Raw genomic sequence first — 12,809 nt, forward strand, 5'->3', positions numbered from 1 at the left:
ATGAAAGATCTTAAGTTGTATCTTCTGCTAGGTTTTTTATTGTTGGGTATATATTTATTTATTGAATATAACCGTCCAGTGGCTGTTAATTGGTCGCCCACTTATCAGCGAAGCGACAAAATACCTTTCGGAACTTACATATGCTATCGCGAACTTCCGAAGCTTTTTAAAAGGGGTGTATATAATAGTCGACAACCGCTCGAAGAAACACTTCCAAAGGCTAAAGGTGCCAATTTACTTATTATTTCCTCCAAGATTTCCTTGGGCAACGATGATTATCAAAAGCTTTATACACATATCGAGAAAGGCAACGATGTTTTTCTCGCGGCGAGTGATTTCAATCAAATTCTTTTAGATTCACTTCATTTACAAATTCGTACACGAGATGTTCTTTTTGCAAAAGACAGCTTACAATTTCATTTTCTGAATAAACACTTGGCTCCAGGTCGTTATTATCGGTTCAACAGAGGCATAGCTTCCCAATACTTTAGTAAAATAGACACACTGAAAGCTACTATATTAGGTACGAATAATAAAGGTGAAGCAAATTTTTTGCGTTATCATATCGGCAATGGTGACTTATACTTGTTGGCTTCTCCCGATTTTTTCACCAACTACGCATTGTTAACTGAAGAAGGGGCTGCCTATGCCTCCAAAACACTTTCGTACTTAAATCCAAATCGGCCCCTCATTTATGATGAATATCAATTACTTGGTATGGCAGGTGAGCGATCGCTCTTGCGATTTATTTTTAGCAATGCCTCACTTAAGTGGTCTTATTACATTATGCTTGCATGCCTAATACTATTTGTTCTGTTCGAAATTAAACGGCGACAACGGATCATTCCAATAGAAGATCCAATGGCAAACACCAGCGTAGAATTTATAAAAGTGGTAAGTAGCGTTTATTTTCGACAGCGTGACAATAGCGATATCGCACAGAAAAAGGCTCAGTATCTTCTTCATTTTATTCGCGCTCACTATCGAATTAAAACAAGCGATTTAAACGATGAGTTTTTAGCGTTACTTGCCGAACGCTCGGGTGTCACAGCGGATGTCGTTCAAAAGATATTTGAATATATGGAAGCTGTTCACTTGGGGAAACAATTAAGTGATCAAGAATTGACAGATTTTAATAATTACGTGGAACGGTTTTACAATCAATCGAAGATACTATGGAACAAGAATTTTTCGAACAACGTGCCGATTTAGGTGAATTACAGCAAGCGGTTCAACAAATTAAAGACTCGATCGGTAGGGTTGTTGTTGGGCAGCAAAACCTGGTTGAACTCTTAATTGCCGGAATTTTAGCTGATGGCCATGTACTGATAGAGGGGGTGCCGGGCATTGCTAAGACGTTGACCGCTAAATTAATTGCAAAATGTATTGACGCACAGTTTAGTCGCATTCAATTTACGCCAGACCTCATGCCTTCAGATGTTCTGGGTACATCCATTTTCAATCCAAAAAGTGTTGATTTTGAATTTAAAAAAGGGCCTATATTCGGAAACATCATTCTAGCTGATGAGATCAATCGAGCTCCCGCAAAGACACAATCTGCCTTATTCGAAGTAATGGAAGAACGTCAAATGACCCTAGATGGTATCACACACCCAATGGAAGAGCCATTTATAGTGCTGGCGACCCAAAATCCAATAGAACAGGAAGGAACTTACCGTTTACCGGAAGCGCAACTCGACCGATTTTTGTTTAAGATCGAGGTGGGCTATCCCTCCCTGGTGGAAGAAACAGAGCTTTTGATCCGACACCATCAAGCGGATCCTCTTGAAACAATCAAGCATATACAACCGGTCCTCTCGAGTGGACAAATTAAATCCCTACGGAATACGGTAAGGAAATTACATGTGGAAGATAAATTAATCGAGTTTGTAGCGAAGATCGTCTATCAAACAAGAAACCACAAGTCTTTATTCCTGGGAGCGTCGCCCCGAGCATCATTAGCCATCATGAATGGGGCAAAGGCTATTGCTGCCATGAATAGTCGTGACTTTGTCACGCCGGACGACATCATAGGCGTTACACCTGCCGTATTGCGCCATCGTATTGTTTTAACGCCTGATCGAGAAATGGAAGGCATTACGCCTGATGAAGTTATCCATCAGCTCATTAAGAATATCGAGATTCCGAGGTGAAGCTTATAGGGGATAGGGATTAGGGATAGGGTGGAGATAAGGGTAAAGAGCGGGACTTAACAAAAAGCGTTTATTAAAGATTCTACGATGCGTAATATCGTTCGATTATTTTATTTGGATCTATTTCTGAGTAAGCGATTTTTTATCGCTTGGGGAATAACGGCATTCTTATTTTTATTAGCTTATTTTTTCCCTTGGCTGGGATTTTTACCTTATATAGCTGCTCTTACAACGACGCTGATTTTATTAGCAGATATCGCATTACTATACGCTGTAAAAAATGGAGGGGTAGTCAGTACGCGTATTGCTCCTGCCCGCCTAAGCAACAGTGATGATAACGAAATTTTTATTACAAGCAACAATCGTTATCCTTTTACTGTAAAAATAGGCATTATCGATGAAATACCTTATCAATTCCAAAAGCGCGATATTTGGTTCGAGCGAGCTCTGGAAGTTAAGGAACGGAGTACTTTTTCATACCAACTACGCCCTGTAAAACGAGGCCTTTACTCTTTCGGAAAACTACGAACTTTTGTACAATCACCCATCGGTTTTATACAACGTAGATTTAATGAAGATGCAGAGGCTAATGTACCCGTATACCCTTCTTTTCTTCAAATGCGTAAATACGAGATGTTAGCCATTTCTAATCGGTTAACGGATTACGGCTTGAAGAAGATCCGTCGTTTAGGCCATAGCATGGAATTTGAACAAATAAAGGCTTATGTTCAGGGTGATGATTATCGGACGCTAAATTGGAAAGCTTCTGCTCGTCAAGGCAGTTTAATGGTCAATTCGTACATTGACGAGCGATCGCAACATATCTATTGTATAATCGACAAATCAAGGGCAATGAAGATGCCCTTTCATGGCTTAAGTTTATTAGATTACGCCATTAATGCAAGTTTGGTATTGGCTAACATTGCGCTCAAAAAGGAAGATAAAGCCGGACTTATCACATTTGCCGAGCAAATTGGGACTGTTCTTCCTGCTGATAGGCGTTCTACACAACTTAATTATATTATGGAGGCCTTGTACAAAGAGAAGACACGTTATTTAGAGAGTAATTTGGAGATTTTATACTCGACTGTAAGGCATACGCTACGGCAAAGAAGCTTGATTATCTTATTTACGAATTTTGAAAGTGTATCTGCCTTAAATCGACAATTACCTTATTTGAAGAAAATTGCAAAATACCACTTATTGGTAGTAATCTTTTTTGAGAACATCGAGGTGAAAAACTTAAGTCAAGAAAAAGCGGAAAGCATCGAAGGTATCTATTTGAAAACAATCGCAGAGAAATTTGTCTACGAAAAAAAACTACTTGTTCGAGAGCTTGCCAGGCATGGAATACAGTCTGTCTTGACGCCACCTGAACATTTGACTGTCAACACAATCAATAAGTATTTGGAAATTAAGGCTAAGCAGCGGATTTGATGATTGTTACATTGCGAGTTATTAGTTGTTGGTTGTTGGTTATTAGTTGTTAGTGTTGGTAGTTAGTTGCGGGCAGATATCCATTGGCTATGAAAGGCCTAGGTTCATCATCGCATCATCACATTGGCTTATCGGCTAATTAACTCATTAGCTAATTAACTTATCGGCTAACCGACCGTAGGGAGCTCATGAGTGCCGAAAAAAGCAAGCACTTACGAATAGTTAACTACCTAACTATTTAACAACGGCAAAATGCTGTCGAGATAATTTCGGTCATTTGCCAATCGTGGCACCTTATTTTGTCCTCCCAATTTATCTCGGTTTTTCATCCATCGGTAAAAGGTACCTGACGGAGCCATATGTATAATCGGCGCCTTCAGTGCCATGTTTTTAAACCGTTTCGCATCATAGTCTGAATTCACTTCTCGCAGTTTTTCATCCAACACGTTTTTGAATTCCGTAAAGTCGTCCGGCTCTTTTTCAAATTCTATAATCCATTCGTGTGCGCCAGCCTCGTTATTATGGAAATAAACAGGCCCTGCTGTGTAATCGCGTACAATCGCATTGGTGATTTTACAGGCTTCTCTCAAACCATTATCGGCATTATCAACGATCAACTCTTCACCAAAAGTATTAATATATTGCTTGGTTCGGCCGGTAATCTGTATACGGTAAGGGTGTAAAGTAGTAAACTTAATCGTGTCTCCGATCATATACCGCCATAGACCGGCATTCGTCGAAATGATCAAAGCATAATTTTTACCAAGCTCAACCTGATCGAGCGTAAGCGTTAACGGGTGTTCGTCATACAAATTTTCAACAGGCAAAAATTCATAGTAAACCCCATAATCGAGCATAAGCAGTAAATCATCCGAGTCTGACTGATCTTGAATTCCGAAATAACCTTCTGAGGCATTATAGTTTTCCAAATAGTACATATTATCAGAAGGGATAAGTCTCTTAAACTGCTCTTTATAGGGCTTAAAGCTCACTCCACCGTGCAGATACAGTTCCAAATTAGGCCATATCTCCAATAGATTATCTTTCCCTGTTAATTCAAGCACCCTTTTGCCAATACTACGTTCCACGTGGGTACCCCGGATAAATTGGTTACATTTTCATGAATTACCAGATTGGCGACCCGTTCGATTTTCTCCTCAAAATTGGGATTAAGAGTTGTCTCCAAATCCGGTGTTCTATACATTTCGGCCCAAAAAGGCAGGTTTCGGATCAGAATGGCCGACAAATCACCGGAACTGGAATCTCCATTGCCAAGTTGATTTATTTTATGACTTCCTCCCAGCACAACCCCCTTTCCTGTAAAAACTTTAGCATCGGGCCGATTATGGCAATAAATAGAAAGCAGATCTTTCCCCCCCTGAAAATGGCAATCCTCTAAAGCCTCCTCACTCACCGGTATAAACTTACTCCTATCAGAGGTTGTACCTGAAGATTTTGCAAACCATTTTATATCCGATGGCCACAACAAATTTTGCTCACCTGCAATCATTCTGTCAATATATGGTTTCAGGCTATTATAGTCTTGTATAGGCACACGTTCTTTAAAAGTTTCAAGATTACAAATCGATTTATAGTCGAACTTCTTCCCCCACTCGGTTGCCTGCGCAGTGGTAATAAGGCTTTGAAACCACTCTTCCTGAACTTCATGAGGATATTTCATGAAAAGTTCAATTTGGTGGATTCGCTTTTTCATTATCCAATTAATAATTGAATTGACAATTGCCATTTTGTTATACTAGGATACTTGGTTTTAGCTACTAAAGTAGCAAATTTATTGGTTATTTGTTGTTAGTTACTCGTTGTTGGTTATTAGTTGTTAGCACAGGATTTGGTACCAGGACACCTGCCGGCAGGCAGGTACGTATCAGGATTTCCTATCCTGCGTCCTATGTCTTATATCCTCTTTCAGCCATCAGCAGTCAGCTATCAGCTTTCGGGCGGCCTGGCCGTTCTAATCATGTCGGCTCATCATCACATTGGCTAATTATTTCAGCTTTAGCCATCAGCAGTCAGCTATCAGCTTTCAGTCGTGCTGGCCTTTCTAATCATGTCGGCTATCATCACATTGGCTAATTATTCAGCTCTTAGCCATCAGCAGTCAGCTATCAGCTTTCAGTCGTGCTGGCCTCTCTAATCATGTCGGCTATCATCACATTGGCTCATCAACTACTTAACTACTTAACGATTCAACTACTTAACTATTTACCGGCTCAACTAACTATCCCAGTTTCTTCCTTCTCAACTCAAAATGACGCCCCAGATAATAGGTTCTCGCCATTTCATTGACCGCTATCTCTTCAGGAGTGCCCGTCAACATGATTTTTCCCTCAGTAAGCAAATAAGCTCGGTCTGTAATGGACAAGGTTTCCTGTACATTATGATCGGTTATCAGAATCCCAATATTTCGATGTTTAAGCTTATGCACAATGGTCTGGATTTCCTCGACCGCAATAGGATCGACTCCCGCAAAGGGTTCATCTAACAGAATAAAATGAGGGCTTGCCGCTAGAGCACGAGCAATTTCCGTGCGCCGGCGCTCTCCTCCTGACAGCAAATCGCCTCTGTTTTTCCTGACTTTATGTAAACTGAACTCATTGATAAGCTCTTCCAGCTTTTCTTTTCTAACCGTCTTATCCTGGTGATGGATTTCCAACACCGCCATAATGTTATCCTCAACAGATAGTTTTCTAAAAACCGAAGCCTCTTGCGCCAAATATCCAATTCCTTTTTGAGCTCTGCGATACATGGGATCTTCTGTAATATTATCATCTTCCAGATAAACATTACCTTCATTCGGCTTGATCAATCCGACGATCATATAAAAAGACGTTGTTTTACCGGCACCGTTAGGTCCTAATAATCCAACAATCTCTCCTTGCTCGACATGAAAAGACACATCGTTTACAACCGTACGCTGTTTATATTTCTTTACCAGATGTTCTGCCTTTAATATCATACTAGCTTTAAGCTTTTAGTCATCAGCTGCAAGCTTAAAGCTTACATCAACCTAATTCCCTTTAAATTTAATTGAATATTTTTTTTATCTCGCCATACGTTCTCTTCAATAGAGAAACATGCGGTAAAAGGTATTCCTTTATTAATATGTGTTATATATTCCCCTAAGCCAAATCCAATACAATCAAAGGCCGGAGCTCCTTCCTGTGTAATATACATCTTTAGGTGGTTCGCTCCTACCAACTGCGCCTCGCCTACAGAATACACATTTTTGGCAATAAAAACAGGTGCGTTGTTCTCGGGTCCGAACGGTGCAAATTGTTTTAAAACACGAAAGAATTTTGGTGTAATATCCGCTAGATGGATTTTTGCATCAATTGAAATTTCAGGTTCCAACAATTCGGGAGCGATACTTTGTGCCACTACCGCTTCAAATTTCGATTGCAATGCAGGCACATTTTCTGCTTTCATTGTTAGCCCCGCAGCATATTTATGTCCCCCAAACTGCTCTAATAGGTCACTACATTCAGATAGCGCCTCATATAAATCGAAGCCCGCCACAGATCGAGCAGATCCGGCTACATGACCGTTTGATTTCGTAAGTACAATTGTCGGACGGTAATACTTTTCTGTTAAACGTGAAGCAACGATACCAATAACGCCTTTATGCCAATCTTCCTGGTAGACGACGGTTGTTTTACGTTTAATAAGCGTTTCACTTTTTTGGATAATTTCGAGCGCTTCTGCTGTAATCCGCGCATCAAAATCCTTCCGTTGCATATTCTGTACGTCAATTAGCCCGCAACAGTTTTTTGCTTCCTCTAAACTTTTTGAAATCAATAATTTTACCGCATCTTTTGCATGGTCGATTCTACCTGCGGCGTTGATCCGTGGGCCAATTTGAAAAATAACGTCTGTTAAATTCATTTCACCGGCCTTCGTGGAAAGGTCAACCAAAGCCCTTAGTCCAAAGCTTGGATTATTGTTCAATTTCTTTAATCCGTAGTATGCCAGCACCCGATTCTCTCCAGTTATCGGTACGATATCTGAAGCTATACTCACCGCAACAAGGTCGAGATATTGAAAAACTTCTGCTTCCTCTAACTGATTTGTCTTTGCAAAAGCATGAATAATTTTGAAAGCGATACCGCAACCTGATAGCTCCTTATATGGATAGTTACAATCTTTTCGCTTGGATCCAAAACCGCCGTTGCCTTGGGCAATTCGTCCCCCGGCGTATGTGATCACAATGATAAAATCGATGCCCTTCTGTGCTGCATACTCAATCTTGTCGACTGATTTAATACCACAGTCCAACGCAATAATTAGCGAATAGTTGTTTTCTGCTGCATAATCGATACCTTGGAAGGAAATACCGTAACCTTCTTTATACCGATCAGGGATATAATATCCTATATGGTTATAAAACCGTTTCAAAAAGCTGTAAAGTACTGAAACTGCAGTTGTTCCGTCCACATCGTAATCACCGTAGACCAAGATATTTTCCTTCATGCCGATAGCCTGTTCAATACGGCGAATAGCAAGGTCCATATCTTTCATCAAAAAGGGGCTATGGAGATCGTCGAGTGAAGGCCTAAAGAATTTCCGTGCCTGCTCAAAGTCGAATACGCCTCGCTGTACCAACAATCTTGCTAAGACCTTATGTATATTAAGAGCCTTTGATAAGGAAGTAACGACATCTGTATCAACTGTATTTCTTTCAACCCACCTTTTTTGCATATACTTTTACCTATTAAACTGTATCTCTCAAAGGCTAATAAGAGAGTGACGAATACTTTGTACACGATGTGGGCTGCATGCATCTGCATTCCTGTATGACAGAGGCTCGAACACGCAACGAACACTTGTGAAAAAAAAGCATTTTGTCTAAGTTTGCGCTAATCAATGGGTAAATATACGCTTTTTTAGTTGTAAGTTTTAGGTTATACATTATACGTGGTCCAATCATTCACGGCAGTTTACTTATCACTTATAACTTATTACTTATAACTTATTCGCATGCAAGCATTCTCACTTTATGAAGGTTCCTATTCTGTTGATAGCAGCAAAAAATTTATCCCTTTCGATCCCTTAAAAGATGATCCGAAAGATCGAAAAGGCTCTTTGTTTATTCATATTCATCCCTTCCTCATCCAAACCGCTAAGGATCTGATTTTACTGGACACAGGATTAGGGTATAAGGATGATCTTGGCAATCTGACACTACATAATAATATCAAGAAGGCAGGATTTGATCCTCGTGACGTAAGTTTTGTTTTGATGTCGCACCTACATCAAGACCATGCCGGTGGTATGGTTTTCGAGCACCAAGGCAAGTTACAACTGGCTTTTCCCGAAGCGGAGTATATTGTTTCACGTGGAGAGTGGGAAACTGGTTATAGCGGAAAGTCGGGTTCTTACAAAACCCCAATTTTTGATGTGCTGCAACGTAGCGGAAATCTAGAGCTAGTGGAAGGAAATGGGCGTATTAACGACACCATTACTTACGAACACAGTGGTGGCCATACAGAGTTCCATCAAGTATTTCATATCAGCGAGAACAATTCACATTATTTTTTTGGAGGAGACGAGCTTCCCGAACCGGAGCAGCTTCTCCGAAAGTTTGTTGCTAAATATGATTTTGACGGTAAGAAAGCTATGCAACTTCGGGAAGAATACGGAAACAAAGCAGCAGAAGAAGGATGGACCTGTATGTTTTACCACTCGACGGGAGCCCCCTTTGGCAAGGTTTCCAAGGTAGCTGATAGCTTTCGAGTAGAGCCGTTGGATAGTTAAATAGGAAAATAGTTGAGTAGAAGAAGTCGTTAGGTTGCAGAATTTGGAACTACTTAACCACTTACTATTCTACTACTGAACTATATGAAGCTAGATCAGCTGATATTGCGTGGCTACGCGGATGAGGGCTGCCGCATTTGAAACTTCAAATTTCTGCATCAGATTTCTTCGATGGGTCTCTACCGTATGCGGGCTAATAAACAGTGTTTCGCCAATTTCCACCGTTGTTTTTCCCTCCGCAATACACCGAAGCACCTCCTGTTCGCGCCTGGTAAGTTTCGGTAAATTCATGGGATCATGCAAAGCTGCTTCGAACAAAGATTGCTGCACTTCCGGGCTGAAATAGAGCTTTTTGTTTACAACAGATTGGATCGCATTGATAATTTCTTCCGCGCTTGCATTTTTTAACACATAACCATTAGCTCCATTCTGCAGCATCTTGGTAATCATGCTTCGCTCATTATAATTGCTTATGCCGATAATATGAATATGTGGATGGAGCTGCTTAATCTGTTTACACAGATCAATACCACTGATATCCGGCAAATTAATATCGAGTAAAATTACATCGATATTGTTTTCTGCTAAAAACCGTAAAGCACTTTCGCCATCATGACAGCAAGCTTTGACCGTTACCGATTCGTTATCAGACAATAAGGCCTTCATACCTTCCAGCACCACAGGATGATCGTCAACGATAAGTAGGGATATATGCTTTATTGACATTGAATTCTATATTAATTGTTGTTCCCACATTTTTTTCAGACTGAATATCCAATTGGCCATTCAAATAAGCTACCCTGTTCTTCACGTTATGCAACCCCACTCCTTTTCCTTGTTGGTCGTCGGTATCAAAGCCACAGCCATCATCTTCTACGGTAATAAAAACCTTTCCGTCGTTTTGAATACACTGCACCAGAATGGTGTTTGCTCCAGCGTGTCGCACGGCATTATTGATCAATTCCTGCAAAATACGATAAACCATAATTTGCCGATCTTTATCATCCTCTAAACTAAAACCATAGGTCTGTAAAGATATGCTTATCCCGGATCGCTCAAGATCTTCACAAAAATCGCGAAGTGCGGTTACTAAGCCAAAACGCAATAAAGTTTCCGGCATCATATTCCTAGCGATTCTTCTCAACTCGTTTACAGCTACATCGAGTTTATTAAGAATAATCCTGTGTTGCTCTTGTGCTTGCGGCTCGGGACTTACACAGGGATTTTTAGATAAAAGCAATTTTACATTTGACAGTAATCCGCCTAAACCATCGTGTAAATCACTTGCCAGACGCTTTCTTTCTTGCTCCTGTCCTTGCAACATAGCATTAAAAAATCGTATTTGTTGCTCTTTCTGCATACGCTGAAGCTGTTCTTCGTGCAAATCGCACTGCTGCTTTGCTAACCGTTGTTTGTTTCGATAGAGTAAGTATCCAAGCCCAAGCAATATCAATAGGCACCCCAACACAATACAGATAAAGACCAGCATCGTTTTATTGTATTTCAAGGCCGCTGAATTAAGCTCATTTTCGGCCTTTAGTGATACGATCTCCTTTTCTTTTTTTGCATCTTCATATTTCTTTTCTATTAGGTTTATCTTTACGTTAGTCTGCTTTTCGTTCACTGTGTCGGCCAGCGCAAGATACTCTTTCAAAAGCGCAAAAGCTTTAGCTTTATTGCCGACTGCCTCTTCTACATTTACAAGGTTCCTCAAGCTAATCAGTTTATTTCGAGATAAAGGGAAGGCTTTGTTTTCGTTGTAGACGCGATAAGCCATTTCCTTTGCCTTATCGTACTGCTGATTCTCGAAATATAAATAATACTTACGGTTAAGGAGCTCGATGCGATTGTATGCTTCCTGGCGCTGGTTAGCGAAAGTGATTCCTTCGTTAAAGTTTTTCAGCGCGCGATCGAAATTCTTTTCAACATATTGTTGGTACATTCCTGCGAGGACATAGTAGTTCGTCCAGGGATAGGCTTGCGGATAATCCTTTAATTGCTTATAAGCAAAATTGAGATGTGCTTGCATTCGCTCCCGATTGGCGGGTGAAAAGTCTTCTTGATAAAGCAAGGCCTTCACGATACCTAAATGACTGTTAACAGCATCCGCATATTCATGATGATCAGCGAAAATAAGCGCTGCACGTTGAAAATAGGAATATGCCTTGTCATATTGCTTAATGTCGGCAAAAACATTACCGATATCGTAATAATTGTTTGCCAAGAGCAATGAATCACCTATTCTTTCGAGAATCGGACAGGCTTTTTCGATCAGCAATCTCAAAAAAGTCTCTGTATCGTCTTCGCGTTGACTTATAGCACCTATATTATGCCATACCCGTGCAAGATAACGCTGTGCGTTGTGGGATGTATCTGTTTCCAGTAAAGCTTTGGCTTTTTCAAATGCTCGTCGCGCTTCAGACAGATTATAATGCTCCATGTAAACCCCTGCTACATAATAATGTGCAATGGCAAGCGTTAAAGGTTCTTTCAATCGAACACTTCTCTTGAAGGCATCTTGCGCAAAACCCATCGATTTTGCTGAATCGATGTAAAGCCAGTGATCGGATAAATCCTGAAGTGCACTTATCTTCTTTCGCTCGCTCGCATCACTTTTTAGTACATTCTTCAAACTATCTTCATTAAACGCTAACCTTTGTTGCGCAAATAGCGAATAGCAGGAGAAGAACGATAGATAAAAAACTAAAAAGTAATGCATAAGCAATGGGCGACTAACAAACAAATTTATCGATTCTCTCAAGCATAATTGTAAAGAAAACAAGAATATACCTGAAAACCATTAGAATAAAATCCCGAATGTATAGGATAGCATAAAAGAAAATAAAGCTTCAATTTTGAGCCAATGGTTTTTCAAAAAAATAATTCTAACTTAATGATGAAACAATTTCTTTTCCTTTCAATCTTTTTAATGTTACTCGGGGCTCTGACCATAAAAACGGCTTCAGCCCAAAGTGGAGCTCCCTACAACACCGGTTTTGGTTTGTTTTTAGATCTAGGAAACGGTGGCACTTATGTCGGTCCTCATGTAAAACATTTCTTCACGGAAAACAATGCCGGACAAGCTATGGTATTATTTGGTAACGATATAACTATTCTAGGCGTAGAATACTCTTATAACAAACAAGTTCCTAATGCCGGGGGGCTTATGTGGAACGTAGGTATTGGTCCGCAGGTGTTATTTGGCGATGGCGATACCGGATTTGCCTTCCGCCCACAGGCAGGTCTTGAATTTAAGGTTCCACAGGCTCCTTTAAGTGTTGGTTTCGACTGGCGTCCCTATTGGATAGTTTCGCCCGATTCGGAATTTGAGGCTGGTAGATTTGGGCTTACTTTTAAATACACGCTTTAAAGGTGGAAGGTTTAGGGTGTAGGGGTTAGGGTTGATACTGCCCTGCACCTCATGCCCTTACCTTATACCTAACACCT

General features: G+C 40.4%; 9 protein-coding genes and 1 pseudogene. 5 read left to right on the forward strand and 5 right to left on the reverse strand.

What is annotated here, in order from left to right; translation table 11 throughout:
* From QT327_RS27210 to QT327_RS27220, 3 genes are all read left to right on the forward strand, one after another.
* A complete protein-coding gene (locus tag QT327_RS27210) occupies positions 1–1,212 on the forward strand; it encodes a DUF4350 domain-containing protein (RefSeq protein ID WP_013664016.1) in 1,212 nt (403 codons plus the stop codon).
* Entirely contained in the window at positions 1,176–2,153 is a 978-nt protein-coding gene (locus tag QT327_RS27215; protein ID WP_013664017.1) for an AAA family ATPase, read from the forward strand. Before QT327_RS27210 ends, QT327_RS27215 begins: the two co-directional genes overlap by 37 nt.
* 87 nt (positions 2,154–2,240) lie before the next feature.
* The gene (locus QT327_RS27220) at positions 2,241–3,590 is read left to right on the forward strand and encodes a DUF58 domain-containing protein (protein WP_013664018.1); all 1,350 of its coding nucleotides are present in this window, start codon (positions 2,241–2,243) and stop codon (positions 3,588–3,590) included.
* A gap of 230 nt (positions 3,591–3,820) precedes the next feature.
* Here the strand turns inward: QT327_RS27220 and QT327_RS27225 are convergent.
* From QT327_RS27225 to recJ, 3 genes and pseudogenes are all read right to left on the reverse strand, one after another.
* A pseudogene (locus QT327_RS27225) lies at positions 3,821–5,337 on the reverse strand (GH3 auxin-responsive promoter family protein).
* Positions 5,338–5,829: 492 nt separating this feature from the next.
* Positions 5,830–6,567 (reverse strand): LPS export ABC transporter ATP-binding protein, encoded by a 738-nt coding sequence (gene lptB / locus QT327_RS27230; protein ID WP_013664020.1) that lies wholly within the window; start codon positions 6,565–6,567, stop codon positions 5,830–5,832.
* 41 nt (positions 6,568–6,608) lie between these two features.
* Entirely contained in the window at positions 6,609–8,306 is a 1,698-nt protein-coding gene (gene recJ / locus QT327_RS27235; RefSeq protein ID WP_289554360.1) for a single-stranded-DNA-specific exonuclease RecJ, read from the reverse strand.
* A 279-nt stretch (positions 8,307–8,585) separates the two neighbouring features.
* Here recJ and QT327_RS27240 point away from each other — a divergent pair, with 279 nt between their 5' ends.
* Positions 8,586–9,362, forward strand: a complete 777-nt coding sequence (locus QT327_RS27240; protein WP_289554361.1) for an MBL fold metallo-hydrolase — start codon at positions 8,586–8,588, stop codon at positions 9,360–9,362.
* 90 nt (positions 9,363–9,452) lie between these two features.
* Here the strand turns inward: QT327_RS27240 and QT327_RS27245 are convergent, their stop codons facing one another.
* Together QT327_RS27245 and QT327_RS27250 are read right to left on the reverse strand one after the other, a co-directional pair.
* A complete protein-coding gene (locus QT327_RS27245) occupies positions 9,453–10,088 on the reverse strand; it encodes a response regulator (RefSeq protein ID WP_013664023.1) in 636 nt (211 codons plus the stop codon).
* Entirely contained in the window at positions 10,054–11,994 is a 1,941-nt protein-coding gene (locus tag QT327_RS27250; RefSeq protein WP_289554362.1) for a tetratricopeptide repeat-containing sensor histidine kinase, read from the reverse strand. The genes QT327_RS27245 and QT327_RS27250 overlap by 35 nt, the downstream gene beginning before the upstream one ends.
* Before the next feature lie 261 nt (positions 11,995–12,255).
* Here QT327_RS27250 and QT327_RS27255 point away from each other — a divergent pair, with 261 nt between their 5' ends.
* Positions 12,256–12,732, forward strand: a complete 477-nt coding sequence (locus QT327_RS27255) for a hypothetical protein (RefSeq protein WP_013664025.1) — start codon at positions 12,256–12,258, stop codon at positions 12,730–12,732.
* Positions 12,733–12,809: the final 77 nt, after the last annotated feature.

Origin of the sequence: Olivibacter sp. 47 (assembly GCF_030372825.1) — a bacterium.
GTDB classification, from domain to species: Bacteria; Bacteroidota; Bacteroidia; order Sphingobacteriales; family Sphingobacteriaceae; genus Olivibacter; species Olivibacter oleidegradans.

Excerpts from the sequence above, each read along its gene's own strand:
- QT327_RS27210 (WP_013664016.1), top strand. The coding sequence starts at position 1 with ATGAAAGATCTTAAGTTGTATCTTCTGCTAGGTTTTTTATTGTTGGGT.
- QT327_RS27215 (WP_013664017.1), top strand. The coding sequence starts at position 1,176 with ATGGAACAAGAATTTTTCGAACAACGTGCCGATTTAGGTGAATTACAG.
- QT327_RS27220 (WP_013664018.1), top strand. The coding sequence starts at position 2,241 with ATGCGTAATATCGTTCGATTATTTTATTTGGATCTATTTCTGAGTAAG.
- lptB (WP_013664020.1), bottom strand. The coding sequence starts at position 6,567 with ATGATATTAAAGGCAGAACATCTGGTAAAGAAATATAAACAGCGTACG.
- recJ (WP_289554360.1), bottom strand. The coding sequence starts at position 8,306 with ATGCAAAAAAGGTGGGTTGAAAGAAATACAGTTGATACAGATGTCGTT.
- QT327_RS27240 (WP_289554361.1), top strand. The coding sequence starts at position 8,586 with ATGCAAGCATTCTCACTTTATGAAGGTTCCTATTCTGTTGATAGCAGC.
- QT327_RS27245 (WP_013664023.1), bottom strand. The coding sequence starts at position 10,088 with ATGTCAATAAAGCATATATCCCTACTTATCGTTGACGATCATCCTGTG.
- QT327_RS27255 (WP_013664025.1), top strand. The coding sequence starts at position 12,256 with ATGATGAAACAATTTCTTTTCCTTTCAATCTTTTTAATGTTACTCGGG.